The sequence below is a fragment of the Tenacibaculum larymnensis genome, assembly GCF_028829235.1.
GTDB classification, from domain to species: Bacteria; Bacteroidota; Bacteroidia; order Flavobacteriales; family Flavobacteriaceae; genus Polaribacter; species Polaribacter larymnensis.
On sequence record NZ_JAIWJY010000009.1, the window covers coordinates 74,872 to 95,774 of the forward strand.

The 20,903-nt window shown below is 32.0% G+C and carries 22 protein-coding genes; 3 read left to right on the top strand and 19 right to left on the bottom strand.

The annotated features are described in order from the left end of the window. Positions 1-79: 79 nt before the first annotated feature. Positions 80-2,695 carry an alanine--tRNA ligase gene (gene alaS / locus LCI24_RS13005; RefSeq protein ID WP_274640768.1) on the top strand — a complete coding sequence of 872 codons (2,616 nt, stop codon included), beginning with the start codon at positions 80-82 and terminating at the stop codon, positions 2,693-2,695. A gap of 37 nt (positions 2,696-2,732) precedes the next feature. Here the strand turns inward: alaS and LCI24_RS13010 are convergent, their stop codons facing one another. The 17 genes from LCI24_RS13010 to LCI24_RS13090 form a co-directional block, all read right to left on the bottom strand. Then, a complete protein-coding gene (locus LCI24_RS13010) occupies positions 2,733-4,019 on the bottom strand; it encodes a cryptochrome/photolyase family protein (RefSeq protein ID WP_274640769.1) in 1,287 nt (428 codons plus the stop codon). Then, a complete protein-coding gene (locus tag LCI24_RS13015; RefSeq protein ID WP_274640770.1) occupies positions 4,009-4,494 on the bottom strand; it encodes an SRPBCC family protein in 486 nt (161 codons plus the stop codon). The genes LCI24_RS13010 and LCI24_RS13015 overlap by 11 nt, the downstream gene beginning before the upstream one ends. Continuing rightward, entirely contained in the window at positions 4,494-5,036 is a 543-nt protein-coding gene (locus LCI24_RS13020) for a glutathione peroxidase (RefSeq protein WP_274640771.1), read from the bottom strand. The genes LCI24_RS13015 and LCI24_RS13020 overlap by 1 nt, the downstream gene beginning before the upstream one ends. 1 nt (position 5,037) lies before the next feature. Then, entirely contained in the window at positions 5,038-5,562 is a 525-nt protein-coding gene (locus tag LCI24_RS13025) for a CIA30 family protein (RefSeq protein WP_274640772.1), read from the bottom strand. Between the two features lie 3 nt (positions 5,563-5,565). Continuing rightward, positions 5,566-6,243, bottom strand: a complete 678-nt coding sequence (locus tag LCI24_RS13030) for an SDR family NAD(P)-dependent oxidoreductase (protein WP_274640773.1) — start codon at positions 6,241-6,243, stop codon at positions 5,566-5,568. A gap of 2 nt (positions 6,244-6,245) precedes the next feature. After that, positions 6,246-7,664: an SDR family oxidoreductase gene (locus LCI24_RS13035; RefSeq protein ID WP_274640774.1), complete on the bottom strand. Its 1,419-nt coding sequence runs from the start codon at positions 7,662-7,664 to the stop codon at positions 6,246-6,248. After that, complete coding sequence (locus LCI24_RS13040) at positions 7,661-8,275, bottom strand: flavin reductase family protein (protein ID WP_274640775.1); 615 nt, start codon at positions 8,273-8,275, stop codon at positions 7,661-7,663. The genes LCI24_RS13035 and LCI24_RS13040 overlap by 4 nt, the downstream gene beginning before the upstream one ends. Further along, the gene (locus LCI24_RS13045) at positions 8,275-9,585 is read right to left on the bottom strand and encodes an ABC1 kinase family protein (RefSeq protein WP_274640776.1); all 1,311 of its coding nucleotides are present in this window, start codon (positions 9,583-9,585) and stop codon (positions 8,275-8,277) included. The genes LCI24_RS13040 and LCI24_RS13045 overlap by 1 nt, the downstream gene beginning before the upstream one ends. Beyond that, positions 9,582-10,235 carry a TetR family transcriptional regulator C-terminal domain-containing protein gene (locus tag LCI24_RS13050; RefSeq protein ID WP_274640777.1) on the bottom strand — a complete coding sequence of 218 codons (654 nt, stop codon included), beginning with the start codon at positions 10,233-10,235 and terminating at the stop codon, positions 9,582-9,584. Before LCI24_RS13050 ends, LCI24_RS13045 begins: the two co-directional genes overlap by 4 nt. A gap of 3 nt (positions 10,236-10,238) precedes the next feature. After that, positions 10,239-10,712 carry a TspO/MBR family protein gene (locus tag LCI24_RS13055; protein WP_274640778.1) on the bottom strand — a complete coding sequence of 158 codons (474 nt, stop codon included), beginning with the start codon at positions 10,710-10,712 and terminating at the stop codon, positions 10,239-10,241. Continuing rightward, positions 10,699-11,400: a lycopene cyclase domain-containing protein gene (locus tag LCI24_RS13060; protein WP_274640779.1), complete on the bottom strand. Its 702-nt coding sequence runs from the start codon at positions 11,398-11,400 to the stop codon at positions 10,699-10,701. The genes LCI24_RS13055 and LCI24_RS13060 overlap by 14 nt, the downstream gene beginning before the upstream one ends. Further along, on the bottom strand, positions 11,397-11,852 hold the full coding sequence (locus LCI24_RS13065; RefSeq protein WP_274640780.1) for a sterol desaturase family protein: 456 nt from the start codon (positions 11,850-11,852) through the stop codon (positions 11,397-11,399). Before LCI24_RS13065 ends, LCI24_RS13060 begins: the two co-directional genes overlap by 4 nt. Continuing rightward, positions 11,849-12,295, bottom strand: a complete 447-nt coding sequence (locus LCI24_RS13070) for a hypothetical protein (RefSeq protein WP_274640781.1) — start codon at positions 12,293-12,295, stop codon at positions 11,849-11,851. The genes LCI24_RS13065 and LCI24_RS13070 overlap by 4 nt, the downstream gene beginning before the upstream one ends. Then, positions 12,292-13,134 carry a phytoene/squalene synthase family protein gene (locus LCI24_RS13075; RefSeq protein WP_274640782.1) on the bottom strand — a complete coding sequence of 281 codons (843 nt, stop codon included), beginning with the start codon at positions 13,132-13,134 and terminating at the stop codon, positions 12,292-12,294. The genes LCI24_RS13070 and LCI24_RS13075 overlap by 4 nt, the downstream gene beginning before the upstream one ends. Continuing rightward, entirely contained in the window at positions 13,118-14,599 is a 1,482-nt protein-coding gene (locus LCI24_RS13080) for a phytoene desaturase family protein (RefSeq protein ID WP_274640783.1), read from the bottom strand. Before LCI24_RS13080 ends, LCI24_RS13075 begins: the two co-directional genes overlap by 17 nt. A 78-nt stretch (positions 14,600-14,677) precedes the next feature. Then, complete coding sequence (locus LCI24_RS13085) at positions 14,678-15,634, bottom strand: fasciclin domain-containing protein (RefSeq protein ID WP_274640784.1); 957 nt, start codon at positions 15,632-15,634, stop codon at positions 14,678-14,680. 211 nt (positions 15,635-15,845) lie between these two features. Further along, a complete protein-coding gene (locus LCI24_RS13090; protein WP_274640785.1) occupies positions 15,846-16,739 on the bottom strand; it encodes a MerR family transcriptional regulator in 894 nt (297 codons plus the stop codon). A 111-nt stretch (positions 16,740-16,850) separates the two neighbouring features. On the opposite strand from LCI24_RS13090, the gene LCI24_RS13095 reads away from it, so the two are divergent. After that, complete coding sequence (locus LCI24_RS13095) at positions 16,851-17,801, top strand: GSCFA domain-containing protein (protein WP_274640786.1); 951 nt, start codon at positions 16,851-16,853, stop codon at positions 17,799-17,801. Between the two features lie 11 nt (positions 17,802-17,812). Here the strand turns inward: LCI24_RS13095 and LCI24_RS13100 are convergent, their stop codons facing one another. Then, positions 17,813-18,094 carry a rhodanese-like domain-containing protein gene (locus LCI24_RS13100; protein ID WP_099216052.1) on the bottom strand — a complete coding sequence of 94 codons (282 nt, stop codon included), beginning with the start codon at positions 18,092-18,094 and terminating at the stop codon, positions 17,813-17,815. Between the two features lie 34 nt (positions 18,095-18,128). After that, positions 18,129-19,886, bottom strand: a complete 1,758-nt coding sequence (locus LCI24_RS13105) for an aromatic amino acid hydroxylase (protein WP_274640787.1) — start codon at positions 19,884-19,886, stop codon at positions 18,129-18,131. Positions 19,887-20,001: 115 nt separating this feature from the next. On the opposite strand from LCI24_RS13105, the gene LCI24_RS13110 reads away from it, so the two are divergent. Beyond that, positions 20,002-20,769: a M48 family metalloprotease gene (locus LCI24_RS13110; RefSeq protein WP_274640788.1), complete on the top strand. Its 768-nt coding sequence runs from the start codon at positions 20,002-20,004 to the stop codon at positions 20,767-20,769. Positions 20,770-20,903 lie beyond the last annotated feature (134 nt).

The following is a 20,903-nucleotide window of genomic DNA, read 5'->3' on the forward strand; positions in this document are numbered from 1 at the left end:
TTTACAAAATCTTTTAAAACTTCTTTTTATAAGCAGTTTTTTAAACATATTTTAACAAAATCCAGATACCCAGAGTTGTATGAAATCTCAAGATATTAGAGCTAAATTTTTAGATTTTTTTAAATCAAAACAACACGAAATAGTTCCTTCAGCACCAATGGTGTTAAAGAACGACCCTACTTTAATGTTTACCAACGCTGGTATGGTGCCATTTAAAGAGTTTTTCTTAGGAAACTCAACTCCTAAAAATGGTAGAGTTTCTGATAGCCAAAAGTGTTTACGTGTTTCTGGTAAACATAATGACTTGGAAGAGGTTGGTTACGATACTTACCACCACACCATGTTTGAAATGTTAGGTAACTGGAGTTTTGGTGATTACTTTAAGAAAGAAGCTATTGCTTGGGCCTGGGAATTATTAACTGAAGTTTACAAAGTAGATAAAGACATTTTGTACGTAACTGTTTTTGAAGGTGATGAAAAGGACGGTACAAAAATGGATCAAGAGGCATACGATATTTGGAAGCAATACATTGCTGAAGATCGTATCTTAATGGGTAATAAAAAGGATAACTTCTGGGAAATGGGCGAGCAAGGTCCTTGTGGTCCGTGTTCTGAGATCCATGTAGATATTCGTTCTGCTGAAGAAAAAGCTAAAATTGATGGTAAATCATTAGTAAACGAAGATCACCCTCAGGTTGTTGAAATCTGGAACTTAGTATTTATGCAATACAATCGTAAAGCAGATGGTTCTTTAGTTGAACTTCCTGCGAAACATATTGATACTGGTATGGGATTTGAGCGTTTATGTATGGTTTTACAAGGTGTTCAATCTAATTACGATACTGATGTATTTACTCCTTTAATTCGTGAGATAGGAACAATTACTGGTGCTAAGTACGGAAAAGATGAAAAAATTGACATTGCTATTCGTGTAATTGCCGACCACGTTCGTGCTGTTGCTTTTGCTATTGCAGACGGTCAATTACCAAGTAATAATGGTGCTGGTTATGTAATACGTAGAATTTTACGTCGTGCTATTCGTTATGGTTTTACTTTCTTAAACCAAAAAGAGCCTTTTATTTATAAGTTAGTAGAAACTTTAGCATACCAAATGGGAGGTGCATTTCCTGAAATTAGAAAACAAAATACTTTAGTACACAATGTAATTAAAGAAGAAGAAACTTCTTTCTTACGCACATTAGATCAAGGGTTATTATTATTAGACCAAGTTATAGCAACTACTAATGGTAAAACTGTATCTGGTAAACGTGCTTTTGAATTATATGACACCTATGGGTTCCCTTTAGATTTAACGCAGTTAATTGCTCGTGAAAAGGGGTATGAAATTAATGAAGAGGAATTTAATGCAGGTATGAAAGCTCAAAAAGAGCGTTCTCGTGCAGCTTCTGCAAGTGAAACTGGTGATTGGGTTGTTTTACTAGACGATGATGTTGAAGAATTTATTGGATACGACATACTAGCTACTAACGTAAAACTTACTCGTTACAGAAAAGTTAGTACCAAAAAAGGTGGTGACCAATATCAACTGGTATTCAACATGACTCCTTTTTATCCAGAAGGTGGTGGACAGGTTGGTGACAAAGGATATATTGAATCTCCTAATGGTGATATTATTTACGTGCTTGACACCAAAAAAGAGAACAATGTTATCATTCACTTTACTAAGAATTTACCTAAAAACTTAAACGAAACTTTTAAGGCTGTTGTAAATAAAGAACATAGAAGTTTAGCTGCTAGTAATCACTCGGCTACTCACTTATTACACCAAGCTTTACGTACTATTTTAGGAGATCATGTAGAACAAAAAGGTTCGTTGGTTAGTCCTGATTATTTACGTTTTGACTTTTCTCACTTCTCTAAAGTAGACAATGATCAATTAGAGGCTGTTGAGGAATTCGTAAATGCTCGTATTCGTGAAAATCTTCCATTACAAGAGCAAAGAAATATACCAATGCAACAAGCTATTGACGAAGGTGCCGTAGCTTTATTTGGTGAGAAGTATGGTGATAGTGTTCGTACCATTCGTTTTGGACAATCAATGGAATTATGTGGAGGTACGCATGTACAACAAACTGGTGATATTTGGTATTTCAAAATAAAATCGGAAGGTGCTGTTGCTGCTGGTATTCGTCGTATTGAAGCAATTACTAATGTAGCTGTTGGTAATTATTTTGAAGATGTTGAGCGTAATTATGATGCTGTAAAACAGTTATTAAAGAATCCTAAAGATGTAACCAAATCAGTTAGTAGTTTACAAGATGAAAATGCTGCTTTAAAAAAGCAAGTTGAGCAACTATTAAAGGATAAAGCTAAAAACATGAAAGGCGAACTTAAAAACCAATTACAAGAGGTAAATGGAGTTCAGTTTTTAGCAACTAAAGTAGATTTAGACCCTAACAGCATTAAAAACTTATTATTTGAGTTAGGTGGAGAAATTAACAATTTATTTGTGGTATTTGCTACTGCCCCTTCTGCTGAAAAGGCTATGTTAACTTGTTATATTTCTAAAGACTTAGCTAATGAAAAAGGGTACGATGCTGGTAAAGTTGTTAGAGAATTAGGAAAACTAATCCACGGTGGTGGTGGTGGACAAAATTTCTTTGCAACCGCTGGTGGTAAAAACCCTGGAGGCATACCAAAAGCATTAGAGAGAGCAAAAGACTATATCGCTTAATACATACTAAAAAGGTTCAGAAAATTCTGAACCTTTTTTATTGCAGTGCGTTTTTATATGTACTTATCGCTCGTTCTCTCGCAAACTTGTGTTCTACCATTGGTTGCGGATAGGTTAGCTCGTCAAAATCTTTTACCCATTTTCTAACATATTGTAAGTCTTTATCAAACTTTTTTAACTGTGATTCTGGGTTGAATACTCTAAAATACGGAGCTGCATCGCAACCCGTACCTGCTGCCCATTGCCAATTTCCGTTATTTGCTGACAGGTCATAATCCAACAGCTTTTCTGCAAAATACGCTTCTCCCCAGCGCCAATCTATTAATAAATGTTTGCATAAAAACCCAGCAGTAATCATTCGTACTCTGTTATGCATGTACCCTGTTTCATTTAACTCTCGCATACCCGCATCAACCATAGGATACCCTGTTTTACCTTCACACCATTTTTTAAACTCTTCTTCCTTATTCCTCCAAGGAACTGCATTGTACTTTTGTTTGAAGTTCTGGGTAACTACTTTTGGAAAGTGATATAAAATTTGCATAAAAAACTCACGCCAAATCAGTTCACTTAAAAAAGTTTGGTTGGTTTTTAAAGCAAATCGAACCATTTTTCGAGTACTTACCAATCCGAAACGCAGATATGGCGACAAGTATGAAGTTTTATCTTCAGCAGGAAAATCTCTCACCTCATCATACAAATCCAAATTAGATAAGTTATATGGTTTTACTTTAATCTTACTTTCTTCAAAACCTATGGAAGCTAATGATAGAAATTCAGATGAAAACTGATAAAAGTTAGCTAAGTCTATCGTAAAATCTTGCGTATCTTTCTTTTCAGAGAAGTTTTGCAACCATTTGTTTTTATAGGGTGTGAAAACTGTATAAGGAGTTCCATCGTTTTTCAAAACTTCGTTTTCTTCAAAAATTACTTGATCTTTAAAAGCATTAAATATTATTCCTTTTGATGTTAAAAAGTCAGCTATTTCCTTGTCTCTTTTAATTGCGTAAGGTTCGTAATCTTTATTTGTATAAACTCCCTGAATTGTATATTCTTCTATAAGTTCCCTCCAAACTTCTAGAGGTTTTCCTTTTTTAATTATAAGAGATGATTGATGTTTTCTTAACTCTTTATCTATCTTTTGTAGCGTTTGATAAATAAACGTTACACGCGCATCATTTTTAGGAAGATTTTCTAAAATATCTTCATCAAAAATAAATAATGGTATTACCTTATGACCTGATTGTAGGGCTTCATGTAGTCCTTTGTTATCTTCTAAGCGTAAATCTCGACGAAACCAAAAAACCGATACTTTATTTTCCATTAAATAGTTTTTCTAACGTACTATAACGATGTTCAAAAATTCCTTTTAACTGCCTTTTTATAAAGATTGACTGGGCTATGTGTCCTAAAAAACCAAAAGGTATTTTGTATGATATTTTGTCTTTCATCAATGTTTTTCCATTTGGCAACTCTTCAAACCAGTGTTCGTGATGCCACATGCTATAAGGACCGAATCGCTGTTCATCTATAAAAAACTGTTGTTCTTTTACTTGTGTTATTTCAGTAACCCAACTAGACTTTATACCTGGTAAAATCCCTACTTTGTAGGTAATTATTTGTCCTGCATACGCTTTTTTATCAACTTCAGAAGTAATTTGAAACCCCATGTGTGAAGGGGTTATTTTTTGTAAGTTTTCTGGAGAACTAAAAAAACTCCACGCTTGCTGTAACGGAACGTTTAAAATTTGCTCTGTTGATAAAGTATAAATTCCTGAATGTTTTTTGAAATGAATCATTATAACAGTTTGGTGATTTTCTTACTCATTGGCTTGGTGATTGAATAAAAAACATCAATTAGCCTTCCTTCTTCATCTACCAAATATTTTTGAAAATTCCATTTTACTGAAGAGCTCATTTTTCCATTTTTCTCTTTTTGTGTTAACCATTGGTACAACGGGTGTTGATTTTCTCCTTTAACTTCAATTTTTTCTGTCATAGGAAAATCTACTCCATAGGTTACACTACAAAATGATTGAATTTCTTTTATTGTTCCTGGTTCTTGCCCACCAAATTGATTACATGGTAAACCTACAATTACTAACTTATCTTTGTGTTTTGAGTATAGTTCTTGTAAACCTTCATACTGATTTGTAAAGCCACATTTTGATGCTACATTTACAAATAGTATTTTCTTTCCTTTAAATTGATTAAGGTCTAATTTTTTTCCATCAATTCCCTCTATTTTTATATCGTATAACGATTCTTTAGGAGCAACTGTTTGTGCTTTTCCTGAAAAACTAAATAATGCCATGATTAAGAATATTTTTACTGTGTTCATTTTATTGAATTGCTATTTTTATGATTTCTAACGAAAATTTTTCGTCTTTTTTGTTTCCTATTAAAACTGCTACTTCTTTTATTTGGTTAGCAGAAAAATTACCAAAGCTTAACTTTCTACCTCTAAAAGCGGGATAAAATCCTTTTAGTGGTAGTACAATTTCTTGTTCTTGTTTGTTGGTTCTGAATGCTTGCACATAAGAATAACGTTGAGATTCGTCTGACTTTAATCGTAATTGATATTGCTTATCATCTCCTTTTACTCTTAATATAATTTTTGAATGTTGGTTATTTAAATTTATAGCCGTTGACATTCTGGTCATAGCAAACCCTCCATTATTCTCAGTTGAAACTCTTCCTGAGAAAACAAGATTTCCTTCATTATTAATCTTAACGGATGAATTAGAAACACCGCCCATTACAGTATCGTTAGTGATATACCACTTTTGTGTGTTGTTGTCTTTATCAAAAATTATAATTTCATCATTCAAACACATAAGAAAACTTAGAATTAAAAACCATTTCATTTTCTACATTTTTACACTTACAATTCCAGCATCAATGGGAATTATTTGTCCTGTCATTGAAGCAGCTGCGTCTGAAAGTAAAAAGGTTGCTAATCCTGCTACTTCTTCTGCTTTTAAATATTTTTTTAACGGATGCCTGTTTTGTAAACTTTCTTGTTGCTTTTCATTTCGTAATAAACGAGCAGCCAATGGTGTATCGGTTACTGTAGGAGCAATGGCGTTAAATCGGATTTTAGTTGCATATTCTGCCGCTAATGATTTTGTTAGTCCTTCAATTGCTGATTTACTAGTTGCGATACTTGCATGAAAAGGCATTCCTAAAAACGAAGCTACAGTACTAAACAACACAACGCTTCCATTATTTTTTGTCAAAGCCCCTTCATAAGCTTTCAGTGTTTTAATTGCTCCTATTACATTTATTTCTAAATCAGCTTGAAAATCAGCTATTTTTAATCTTGAAAATGATTTTAAATTAATGCTTCCAGGGCAATATACCAATCCATGTACTTCCTCTAACTCTGGAAGTTCATCTTTTGTTATATCACAAGTGTAATGTGTTATATGTTGATGAGTTTCTGGTTGGGTTCTACTTATATTGATAATTTTATGAGTGTCTTTTAAATCATCAATAATTGCTTTACCAATGCCGCTACTGCCTCCTACTACTACAATTGTTTTCATAATTACGCTTTTATTAAATGATTAATCATTCCTTTAAATACAAATGCGTGAAAAGGTAAAACGCTATACCAATACATTCTTCCCCAAATTCCTTTGGGTCTAAAAATGGCTCTTTGATGTAGCTTACCTTTTTCTATTTTAAATTCTAACCATGCTTCACCAGGCAACTTCATTTCAGCAAATAAAATCAATCGTTTATTCTTTTTATCTGCTAACAATACTCTCCAAAAATCGAGTGGGTCTCCTGGCTCTAATTCTGTGGGATGTCTTCTACCTCTTCGCAATCCAACACCTCCAAAAAGTTTATCCACGTACCCTCTTATCTTCCAAAGAGAATTAAACTTGTACCACCCTGTTTCTCCTCCGATGCTCCAAATTTTGTGTAATGTATTCTCCTCGTTTTGTATTTCTCTAACTCTTATATCTTTAAAACAGCCGTATTGAGGTATTTGTATATGTTTTGCCAATTGATCGTGAAAAACTCCACTACTCATGGCATCTTTCCAGCTAGAAATTACTTCGTTTTGCTCTATTTTTTGAAATGCTAACGCTACTGCTTCTTTATAGGTTATGGGCTCCACATTAAGTAACGTATTAATGTTACTTGGTTTTGCGATTACTTCAACCTTCATACTATCCACTAAAGCTTGTGCTAGGTTAAAGGATGTAGATGTTACAAAATACAACCAATAAGAAGATAGTTTTGGTGTTAATACTGGAAGTGTATAAATGTATCTTTTAAACCTTCTTACCTCTGCAAACTGTAACAACATTTCCTTATAAGTTAATATCTCAGGACCGCAGATGTCAAAAGATTTATTGTAGACCTCTTTAACTTGTAAACTATTTTCTAAAAAGGCTAATACATCTCTAACTGCAATAGGCTGTGTTTTCGTTTTTAACCATTTTGGTGTTACCATTACAGGAAGCTTTTCTACAATATCTCTTATAATTTCAAAAGAAGCACTTCCACTTCCTACAATAATTCCTGCTCTAAAGGTCGTTAAGGCATAACTATTTGATTGTAACTCTTTTTCTACTTCGTATCTTGATTTTAGGTGCTTGGACAGCGAATTGTCATTAACTATTCCGCTTAAATACACCACTTGCTTACAATTAGTAGATTCTACTAGTTTTTTAAAATTCTGTGCACAGGTTAATTCTAAGTTTTCAAAATTTTCTGATGTCGTCGCCATCGAATGAATTAAATAGTACGCAGCATCGATATCTTTAGGAAAAACTGTATTTTCTGTATTTAAAAAATCTACTTTTATAAAAGTAACATTCGGATTGTTTTCAAACTCATCTGGTATTCTATCTAAATCACGAACACAACAGACTAATTGATGGTTATTTTCCAGCAACCTAACAATTAATCGTTTTCCTATATAACCTGTTGTGCCTGTAACTAAGATTTTCATTCCTTTGGTCTTTGATATGATAATCTTGTATAGTTTTCTGCCACCATATAGGTATCTAATCCATTAATTGCAGCTACTTTTTCTTTGGATAGGTTTAAAAAACCATCTTCTGAAAGCATATTGTCGTTAAAATACAAATCAGTAACTTCTCCTAGAACTAAAATAGTTCCGTTAGCTTTTATATGATGTTCTTCTAAAAACTTCATTCCAATTTGTAAGGGTGACTCTGCTACAAATGGAGCATGAAAGTTATTTTTAAATTCTTCCGAAAGTGTTGTTTTATCAAATTCTGAAATTTCTGACGGATATTTAGCCGAGGTATGATGCGCCTCTTCTATCATTACTTCATTAATAGCATTAATTGTGTAGTAACCCGTTTCTTTGATATTGTTATATGTGTTCCTCACAACTGTTGTGGGACGCAGTACAAAACCTAGTATTGCCGGACTTGAACCATAATGCACTACAGAGCTAAACACCGCTACATTGGTAATATCGTCATTAGATTTTGTCGCAATAAGATTTGCTGGTTTATAACCAGAAATACTATTCATCAAATTTATTTTATAAAGATGAGGAAACTCGTCTATTTCTTGACGCGTAATGTGCATTATATTGTATTAAAATTATTTATTTTTACCTTGTTCGCCTTTAAGTCATGCATTAAGTTATACAGACCAAAAAATGTTCGATTGATGTAAATAAAGTGTTTTGACCCTCTATTTCCGTTCATCTTTTTTAGTTCTGTACTCTTGGCATATTTTTGACCTAAATCAGCTATTTTTCCGAAGAAAACGGCATCAGAAAAATCAAATTCTTCTTGCTGAAAAGGTTGTGTAAAGAGTGATAACATCTCATAAAAAAGCGACTTAAAAAAGGTTATTTCTTCTGGAGTATCGTCTTTTCTTAAAATTTCTAACTCATACAGTTTGCTTTCAAAGAAGGCGGGATTATCTATATTTTCTCGTTTTGCTAATTCAAAATAAGGCACATAAAAACTTTCAGGAACTTCTTTCATGCATCCAAAATCAATTACAATAAGTTCGTTTGATTTGGATACTAAAAAATTTCCTGGATGTGGGTCTGCATGTACTTTTTTTAGCTTGTGCATTTGGTACATGTAAAAATCCCATAAAGCCTGCCCTAGTTTGTTTGAAACATCTTCAGTTTGTTCTTCTTTAGTAAATTCTGACAGGTGAACCCCATCCATCCAGTCCATCGTTAAAATTCTATCTGATGACAAGTCTGGATAGTAGCTTGGAAATTTTAAATTTGGAATATGTTTACATGCATTAGCAATTTCATTACTCTGAGCTAGCTCTAATTCATAATTAGTTTCCTCTAAAAGTTTGTCTTCAACTTCTTTGAAGTATTCGTCAGAGCCTTCACCTTTAATGTTAAACATTTTCATTGCAATGGGTTTTACCATTGCTAAATCGGTTGAAATACTATCCGCTACTCCAGGATACTGAATTTTTACAGCTAACTTTTTTCCATCTTTCGTCGCTTTATGAACTTGTCCTATACTTGCTGCATTTACTGATTCTGCCGTAAACGTATCAAAAACTTCATTAGGTGTTTTATTGAAGTATTTTTTAAATGTTTTGGTTACCAAAGGTCCTGATAATGGTGGTACTGAAAACTGAGATAATGAGAATTTTTCTACATAAGCATTGGGTAAAATATTCTTTTCCATACTTAGCATTTGCGCTACTTTTAATGCTGAACCTTTTAGCTCTTTTAACCCATCATAAATATCGGTAGCATTATCCTCATTAAGCTGCTTTTTAGCTTCCTCTTCTGATTTAGTGATTTTATTACCGTAATATTTAGCATAATTTACACCTACTTTTACCCCTGTTGAAACTAGTTTTGTAGCACGTTCTATTTTTGAGGTTGGTATTTTATTTAGCGTTTTCATACCATTGGTGATTTTTCTTTCCACAAAAACTTTGCTAAATCAATCACACTTTTTACAGGTGCTATTTGCTGAATATCAAAGCTTGCTTTGACTGATTTTTCTATAAAAAGATCTGTTTTTTCAAAGCTAGGTGATTCATCATCTATCCAAAATTTTAAGATCATTAATAACTGCATCCAATATCCTTCTGCAACAGTTTTATCTTGAATTTTATTTACTTTTTCATTTTTAAAGTCAATTTTTTCAAGATCTAATCCGTTTACAAAATCAATAAATTCTACTCGCAACTCTTTCAATACAGATAATCTTGAAAAGTCGGTTTTCATTTCCTTGAATTGTAACAACACGTACGATCTGTTAGCTGTTAACAGTTCAAAAAAAGTAAAGTAAAAACTTAATAGTTTATCTTTTGATGGATAGTCTTTGTATGCCTCTGTTTTATGCAATAAGTGAATAGTTTCTTTTGCAAAAACTCCGAAAATAGCTTTTTCTAAACTTTCAAAACTTGAAAAATGTTTGTAAAAATCTGCCTCTTCAAAGTTGTTTTCTTGTGCGAAAGAAAATATGGAGTTTGGTTTACCTGCTGATAGTACAGCGTTCATATACCATTCTATTATTTTTTCTTGAGTTATGTTCTTTTTTTTTGCCATGATTTAATTGTTTAATACGATGTATGCGTTGAGACTAGTTGCAATCGTCATCCATATTAGATATGGAAGAATAAATAGTGTATACCATTTTACTTTTTTTAAATACTCAAAAGTGAAATAACCTACGAGTATCCACAATAAAGCGATTACTACTAAACCTAGTTTTGTTAAATGTTGATTGAAGAAAATATAATTCCAGCTTACATTTAAAACCCATTGGTCTATATATAAAATGAGTACTTTTTTGTTTAAAAATTCATGTTGAAAACTCACTCTAGTCATATATACAGAAAACAATACCATAATGGTTGTCCATGCTGCTCCAAAAACCCATCCTGCCGGTGTCCATGGAGCTTTGTTTAAAGATAAGTACCAATCTGTTCTTGGCCCTTCGTTCATTAACCAAGCTCCAATAGCTAAAGCTGAAAAATTAGCTATTAGGAATATTAAAAATCGTATGTATTTATTTTCTTTCAAGTTTTTTTCTTTTTAAAGAATTGAAGATTAACTGTACTGAAAACAACATTGTAAATGCATAAAAAATGTCTTCAAAGGGTATGGTGAAAATTCTAAATCCTAAGTTTTCTGAATTGTTATACCAAACAACTGATTCTTCTATAAAGCTTCCTGTTAAAATTCCATTAACGATTAAGAAAGGAACTAATATTACCAAGAAGCTTGGGTAATATTCTTGTAACGTATTCAAATGATATTTTAACGCATAGCCCAACAGCAATAAGAATAGTATAAAGTTAACTGTTGTATACCATTTTCCGAAGTTAAAAATCAATAATAAACTCACTAAAACTATGAGTAAAAAGCTTATGATTACTGTCATTGACTTTGACATTTTAAACTTTGGAAATAAAAATTTTAATGCTTCATGTGTAAATAAACACGCATAGGGTATACAAAAGAAGAACATCCATTCTTCTATTGGCATGTGCAGTAATTTTAAGGATAAATGGTAATCTGGGTTAAAACCCCACACTCCTATTTGCGTAAACCAACTGTCCCAAATCAAAAAAAACAAGGCGACTAATAAAATACTAAGCGCTGCTTGTTTAAAATATTGTATAAAGTGTAATTTTTTTTCAAAAACACTATATAATAGCGGAATACTTAAACTACCTAGGTTTAATATTAGATACAAATACTGACTCACTGTCTTTTATTAAAGTATTTAAAGGGCACAAACAACATACCGAAACATTCTCCGTCGTGTTTTCCCAAATGTTTGTGATGAATTTTATGTGCTTTTCGTAATCCTTTTAAGTATTGGTTATTTGTTTTGTCAAACCACTTAAACCTTCTATGAATTAATACGTCGTGTACCAAAAAATAAGCTATACCATAAAACAATATTCCCAAACCTATAAAGAACAAAACATTTAATTCTGGATGAATTCCAAAGTAAAAAAGCAACATACTAGGAATAGCAAAAACCACAAAAAAAACATCGTTTTTTTCAAACACATGTGGATATCCTGGTTGATGGTGATCTTCATGTAAATACCATCCAAAACCATGCATTACATATTTATGAGTACACCAAGTAACTCCTTCCATAACAATAAATGTTAGTACAGTAACTGCTATGTAAATTGCTATATTCATAATGATGTATTGTTAATTATATATGTATGTAAATAATTTGTACTGTCTTTTTTTTGGAGTTCTTCTTTTAAAAACTGTTTATCTTTTTTTATAGAAGACTTATATCCTAAAATACCTGGTGTATTTTCTTGTATCACTAAGCGAACATATCTTAAATGAATGTTGTTAGGATTCTTTGAAATTAGTGTTTCTAGTTTATGTTTTTCTGTATTAAAAACTTTCAATTTACTCCACGGCATCATTTTATATTTTGCCTGTTTCATTTGTAAAGAAATTACGTAGGCTTGTATACTTACTTCTTTACTGTTTTTATATTTTTTTATGTAAGATAACTCTGCTTCTTTTGTAGCTAATTCATGGTACTCTATAACAAAATTAGGTGCATTATTGAAGCCTATAATCGACATAAAAAACAGTACTCCTAAGATACCACTTTTTATCATATTAAATTCAATTTATACCTTACATAACTTCTTGCTAGAAGATTAATTTTCATAGGGTTTGAAATTCGAATTCTAGTATCCATAATTTTTGTTGAAGGCGTATCTTGAAGCTTCTTTAATAATTTTTTATAATACCTATACGCCATGTAAACCCCAAATTTTGCTTCAACCGGTAGCTTTAAAATACCGTTTTTATAAGCAAAGTCAAAATCGTCTTCTATTTCTTTAATAATTGTATTTTTTCCTTCCGCACTTAAATCCCCAAAATTGATATTTGGAAAATAAGACCTATTCAATTCATTAAAATCTTCTTTTAGATCTCTTAGAAAATTCACTTTTTGAAATGCTGACCCTAAACGCATTGCGGGCTCTTTTAGCTCCTCGTACTTTTGTTGATTTCCATTTACAAAAACCTTTAAACACATTAATCCAACAACATCGGCAGAACCATATATATATTCATTATACTCTTCTGTAGTTGTATATTCTGTTTTGTACAAATCAGCTTTCATACTTTTTAAAAACGACTGTACTAAATCATCAGAAATTTTATACTTATTTACAGTATGTATGAAAGAGTTTAGAATAGGGTTTAAACTAATTCCTCTATTCTTCGACTCATAATAATCTCTTTCAAATTTTAGTAATAATTGTTCTTTATCATACTCATGAAAAGAGTCTACTATTTCATCCGCAAAGCGTACAAAACCGTAGATATTATAAATATCAGCACGTATTTTTGGTGATAACATCTTCGTGGCTAACGAAAACGAGGTACTATACTTTTGAGTTACTAACTTACTACATGCGTAAGAAACCTCATCAAACAATTGTTTCATCTTTGTACGTTTTTAAAATTAAATCTGAAGCTATTTTTCCTGAAATTAAAGATGGGGGAACTCCTGGTCCTGGTACTGTTAACTGCCCCGTAAAGAACAAATTCTTTACTTTTTTACTTTTTATTTTTGGTCTTAAAAATGCTGTTTGTGTTAAAATATTCGCCAATCCGTATGCATTTCCTTTGTAAGAATTGTATTCCTTAACAAAGTCATTTACACAAAAGCTTTCTTTAAAAAGCACATGCTCTTTTACTGATTGATTTGTTAATTTCTCTAACCTTTCTATTATAATATTAAAATAGCGCTCTCTTAGCTCTGGAGTATCTTCTATACCAGGTGCTAATGGAATTAAAAAAGTAGCAGCTTCTTTTCCATTGGGCGCAAAAGAACCATCTGTTACTGAGGGAAAGCTCGCATAAAATAATGGTTCTTTTGGCCAACTAGGAACATCATATATTGTTTTTGCATGCACATCAAAATCTGTATCAAAAAACAGTGTATGATGACATACATTTTTTAATTTCTTATCAAACCCTACATAAAAAAGTAATGATGAAGGTGCAAATGTTTTTTTATCCCAATAACTTTCTGAGTACTGCCTTAGGTATTTAGGAAGTAGTGTTTCTGTATGATGATAATCTGCCCCGCTTAACACTACATCAGATTCCATTAGTTTTCCATCTACCGCAACACCAATTGTTTCTCCTTTGTCATTTACTACAATCTCTTCAACATTTGCATTAGTTTGAAACATTACTCCTAAACTAGTAGCTAGTGTAGTCATAGCTTCAATTACTTTATACATACCTCCTTTAGGATGCCATGTACCTAAGCCAAAATCAGCATAATTCATAAAATTGTAAAAAGCAGGTGTATCACTAGGCTTTGCACCTAAAAACAATACTGGAAACTCTAAAATTTGAATCAGCTTCTTACTTTTAATTTTCTTTCTTACTTCATGTCTAATGGTAGAAAAAAACTGAAATATTTTACCCATAGTAACTGGAGTTACTAATTCTAAAGGAGAAACACCAGGTTTATAAACTAAATCATTTATAGAAACATCATAATTGTATTTTGCTGATTTTAAAAAAGACTTCAGGTGTTTTGAACTTCCCTTTTCTTCTTTTTCAAAAACCTCATAAATCTCATCTAATGTTCCTGGAATTATAATTGAATCTTTTTCTCCAAAGTACACTTCATAAGCCGGATTTAATCTTTCTAACTCGTAGTAATCTGATGGCTTCTTACCAAAATCTGCAAAAAACTTTTCAAAAACATCTGGCATCCAATACCATGTAGGACCTATATCAAAAGTAAACCCTTCTCTCAACAATTGTCTTGCTCTCCCACCAATGGTAGCATTTTTTTCTAACACAGTTACTTCATACCCAGCTTTAGCTAAATAACATGATGCCGACAAAGAAGAGAATCCTGAACCTATTATGTATACTTTTTTTTTCAAATTATTTCTTATAAATATAATTAAATTAACTACGAGTGAAAATATTTTTTCACTCGTAATCAACACATTACTATAAAACTAAGGTAAAAGAACACTATCTACTACATGGATTACTCCATTAGTTCCTTGCACATCGGTTAAAGAGATTACAACAGATTGCCCTGAACTTGTATCTAATTTTGCTCCGCTAGATAAATCAACTGTAACTATATTGCCATCAAACATTGTGATTTCTTGATTATCACTTAATTCATCTGACTGTACATTTCCTCCCGCAAACACATGATACTTTAATACTGCTTCTAATGTTGCAATAGGAATATCTGCTAATGAACTCCAAGAATCATTACTATCTAACAATGCTTGAAATGCATCATTTGTAGGAGCAAAGATTGTATATGGTCCATCCTCTTTTAATAAAGAAACAAAATCTGTAGTATGACGGCTATCTGTTAACGCTGCTACCAAAGAAGTAAAACCACTATTATTTAATGCTAAAGTCACTACATTAGCAGGTAACATTACTTTATCTATTGTGTGTATAACTCCGTTTGAGACCATAACATCTGTAGCAATTGGTTTTGAATCTCCATTGAACTCCACTGCTCCATCAACTTCTACTTGTAATGACAACATCTCATCATTTGGACCTGTTGATAAGGTATTCACATAGGTGTTAGATAAATCTGCCGCTTTTACTTCACCACTTATCACATGAAATAACAATACCGACTTTAATGTTTCTACTGGAATATCATCTAATGAATTCCATGAGTCATTACTATCTAACAACGACTGAAATGCTGCATCAGTTGGAGCAAAAACAGTAAAAGATCCATCAGCTTGTAATGCTGATACTAAATCAGCTTTTTGCAAAGCTGCAACCAAAACACTTAAATTAGAATCTGCAACTGCTACATCAACTATATTCTTTGTTTTTTCTATTACTGGGTCATCATCACTACATGATGTTAATAAACCAAAACTTAAAAACAAACCCAAAAACAACACCGAGGTCAAATTCTTTACTTTCATAATTTCACACTTTAAATTATTGCTTACTCTTATTTTTTATAGTCTACTTTTCAGCTTCGGTAGACTTTGTTTATTTTATATTAAAAAACATTAAACAAAATTAGTTTCATTAAAAAAATATGTCTTGAAAATCAAAACATTAGTCAAAATTACATTTTTTGTTTAACAAAAACAAATAAAAGATAAACAAAATTAAGTTACTCAAAAAAAATTAGAACTGATTTAAAAATATTTTAAGAGAAGAATACACTGTTATTTTAGCTTTAAAATCTATACTATCAACAGCCATCGCTTTGTTTCCTATAGCTATCAATTCATGGTTAGTGTTTTCAAGTACAGCTTCAATTTCTGAAAAATATTCTTCTATTTTATCATCATAAGGCTGAACTGTCATAGATGTAATAAAACAAACTTTCGATTTACTTTTAAAAAAACAATCTAAATTATCTAAAGGTAGACTTTGCCCTAAATAAATCGTGTTATACCCTCTTAATATAAGCTCATAATTTAGGTACATTAACCCTAATTCATGAATCTCATTTTCAGGTAGGAACAACACATAACTCGTTTCTGAATTATTATTAGAATACTCTAATTTCTCTATGTTAATTTGAATTTTTTGGACAATTAAATTCGAAATAAAATGCTCATGCGCTGGCAACAACGTGTCTGTTTGCCACAACAACCCTATATGATTCAAGAAAGGTACAAAAACATCTTTGAAGATTTCTCTAAACGTTTTTCTTTTAAGCAACCTATTGTAAGCATTGTTAAATAACGTTTTATCAAATTGAAACATTGCCAACTTAAAAGAGTTTATTGCTTCGTCATTTACAGCCATTTTAAAAGCCAACTCTCTAGCCTTTAAAACAATTGTATCATCAGACATTTCAGCAATCTTAGAAATCTTTATATTGTTTTTATTCAACAACACTACATTAAGCAACTTCTGTAAGTTTTCAGAAGAATAATAACGAATATTTGTATCTGTCCTATCAGGTGATAACAGATCATATCGTTTCTCCCAAATTCGAATAGTATGAGCCTTAATTCCTGAAATGTTTTCCAGGTCTTTAATTGTGAAAGTAGATTTTATATTGTTCAATTTATTCTAAATTCTTTTGAACAAAGATACAAATTTTCATAAACTACAAACTTATAGTGCTTCTTATGAATATTTTATACTTATTTTTGATGGTTATTTTTCTCAAAAATCATGAATTTTCAGACACAAGTACCACTTACAAAACAAAAACATAATCAAATTAATTATCAATCCAAATTATTATTACTTGGTTCTTGTTTTTCTGAAAATATTGGTAATAAACTTGATTATTATAAGTTTCAGTCAAAACAAAATCCTTTTGGGATTTTATTCCACCCTAAGGCTATTGAAAATTTAATTATAAAAGCCCTAAACAAAGAAAAATATACTGACAAAGATGTTTTTTTTCACAATGAACGCTGGCACTCTTTTGAAGCACATTCAAGTTTAAGCGCTATAAATAAAAATAAATTATTAAACAGCTTAAATTTATCCATACAACAAACTTTTGAACAACTACAAAACACCACACACCTTATCATTACACTAGGTACCGCTTGGGTATATCGAGAAATTATCTCGGATACTTTAGTTGCTAATTGCCATAAAGTTCCTCAGAAAAAATTTTTAAAAGAATTATTAAGTGTTGACGAAATTTCTGAAAGCTTACAAGCTATTAGTTCTCTTGTAAAATCAGTTAATAAAAACATATCGGTTATTTATACAGTATCACCTGTTCGTCATCTTAAAGATGGGTTTATAGAGAATCAACGAAGTAAAGCACATTTATTTTCAGCTATTCATGAAGTAGTAGAACCAAGGAGTGCTATTTACTATTTTCCTTCGTATGAAATTATGATGGACGAGTTACGTGATTATCGTTTTTACAATGAAGATATGATTCACCCGAACCAAACAGCTATTAATTATATCTGGGAAAAGTTTAAAGAGGTTTGGATTATGGAAGATTCATATCAAACCATGCAACAAGTTGATATCATTCAAAGAGGATTAAACCACAAACCCTTTAATCCAAACTCTGAAGCACATCAGTTGTTTTTAAAAAAGCTACAACAAAAAAAGGAAACACTTTTACAAGCATTTCCTTTTATAAAATTCTAATCTTTATATATTTATTTTACTAAATATTGATCTACATTTTGCCATGGACCACCGTTGATTACATCAACCCCATGGTTTTGTAAAAACTGTGCTGCTTGCCCGCTTCTACCTCCACTTCTACATACTGCTATTACTGGCTTATCCCACGATTTAATTTCCTCTACATTTGTAGGAATCGTAGCTAACACAATATGCTTAGCTCCTTCGCTATGCCCTTCATTCCATTCCGCTAAAGTTCTCACATCTAACACAATCGCTCCTTTAGCTAAATATTCCTGTATTTCGTTACTCATATTCTTCTTTCTAAATAAATTAAATAATCCCATGTTATACTTCTTGGTAATTTTCCAACAAAAGTAAACCGTTTTCTATTAACGTAGTGTAACTCTTGTTACTTTTCATGTTTTCAAGATATTCACGTAACGTTTGTTTTATTGAAAAATTGTTTAGTGTTGCCAATTCTAACAATTCTAACGGCAACAACCAATCATTTTTAAACTTCGATTTTACTTCTGTAAAAATTTCCTCAATATCTTCTTCAGAAACCATGCCACACTCTCTTAACTCTCTTACTCTGTCATACAAACCATACAACCTTCTATCTGAATCAGAATATTGAATTTTATGCGTTTTAGTTTCCGATACTTTTCCTACATCTCCAAATGAAGCTACATCAGCAGATCCAGCAAAAGCCGACACTACCTCAACACCAACTGCCATATCGTACACTCCCCAATCTGGGTGAAATAATAATGTGTCACCATGAGTTACAGTACAGTTTTTAAAGGAAATCAATAAAATTCTACCTCTTAAATCTCTTGTTCCTGTTATAACTTCTCCAACTACTTTTACCCCTCCTTCAAATTCTAACGTAACTTGTTCTCCTTCGTAAATTCCATACGCTTTTAAATCACGCGGACTCATATTTTCTATCGGAATATTAATTCCTTTTAACTTTCCTATTGGACTACCAAAACCTTCAGCATGATAATTTATACCGTGACCTATTAACTCTTTATCTCTATTTGCTAAGGCAGTAGGTCCTGTAGTTTGCACATAAATAGCTTTGTTATTCTCATCTGTTATTACATTTGTAAAAACACCCGATATCTGAATACCAGTACTCAACTCAATAGTTCCTAAATTTTTAGAGTCTATTAGTTTTTCTATTCCTTTTAATCCTCCAGTTCGTATCGCCATTTTATTAGCAAACTGCTCCAACACCAAACTTAAATGAGCAAAATCTGGCGTAACAAATAATTGAGGCTGAGGTTTTGTAATATCAAAGCTTACATTAGCAGCATCTAATGTATATGGAACTTTTTCTACTTCATCTTTCATGCACCATTTACTCTCTCCTATAGAAGATAACAATCCAGCTCCATAAATTTTCGGATCATCAAGAGTTCCTATCAACCCATACTCAACCGTCCACCAATGTAGATTTCTTATTTGAGCCATTTCTGAAAGCTCTCCCATATTATCTTGTAACCACTCCACTTTGTCTTGCGCTTCATCAATTTCTTTTTGAGTAGAATTTGGATCTTCTTTTAGAATAGATAATAAACGAATGGCTTCATACATTTCGTAATCTTTTGCTGAAGAAATCGCTTTCGCTCCAATTTCTCCAAAACGACGTAAATACTCAGCATATTCAGGGTTTGCAATAATTGGCGCATGCCCTGCAGCTTCATGAATAATATCAGGAGCTGGTGTGTATTCGATATGATCTATCGTACGCATGTCAGATGCAATCACTAACACGTTGTACGCTTGAAACTCCATAAAAGCATTTGGTGGTATAAAACCATCAACAGACACCGCTGCCCAACCTATTTCTTTTAAAATACGGTTCATTCCTTGCATATGAGGAATTTTCTCTACTGAAATACCTGTCTTTTTCAATCCATCTAAGTACGAATCATGCGCTACTTTTCCTAAATAATCTACGTTCATACGCATTACATAACGCCATACCGCCTGGTTCTGAGCAGTATATTCATCGTACGGTTGTTTTACCACAAATTTATGTAAGTGTTTGGGTAACTTCTTAGTAACTTCGTTTAATTCAAAGTGAGGCTCCATAATGTTGTTTGTTTTGCTGTGTAAATTTAAGTTTTTTATAGTTCACAAAAAATTGATATCCGTTAAATTATATATTTTGTACTTTTACTTTTGGGACTAATAAAACAACTTATTGATGAAAATTAAAGGAGGCTTAAAAACTCGTTTACTTATAGGTATAGCTATAGTTGCTTTTGCTTATTTACGTAAATGCAGTCAACAAGAGGTAAACCCTTACACAGGAAAAACACAAGCAGTTAGCCTATCTCCAGAACAAGAAATCGCTATCGGACTACAACAAGCTCCTGTAATGACTCAACAGCATGGAGGTTTATACCCTAACGAAAATGCTCAAGCACTTGTAGACAAAGTTGGTGCAAAACTTGTAAACAACACGATAGCTAAAAAATCTGGCTATCAGTTCGATTTTCATTTATTAAGAGACGAAAAAACTATTAATGCTTTTGCTTTACCAGGCGGACAGGTTTTCATTACTCATGCTCTGTTTTCTCAACTAAAAAACGAAGATCAATTAGCAGGAGTTTTAGGACATGAAATTGGTCATGTTTTAGGAAAACATTCTAATGAACGAATTACTGATGCAAATTTTTGGAAACTTTTAACCATGGGAGCTTCTGTTGGTGCTGATTTAGGACAATTAGCTAATAATATTGGACAACAAACTTTGTTAAAGAACGGTCGTGGTGATGAACTAGAAAGTGATGAATTAGGCGTAAAATTAATGATTGATGCGGGTTATAATCCTGAAAACTTAATTGGAGTAATGGAAATTTTAAAAGCTGCAGCAGGACCAAATAGAATTCCTGAGTTTCAAAGTACGCATCCTGATCCTGAAAACAGAATTGAGAAAATTAAAGAGGCTATTCGTAAGTATAAAAAGTAATGTTGTTATTGTAACGTTTCATTAATTAAATATACTAATAATTACATCTTAAAATTATTTGCTATGAGTTTTGGTTTTGGCCCTGCATCAGATATGAACAAAACTGTTCAATACCTTAAAAGAAACAAACCTAA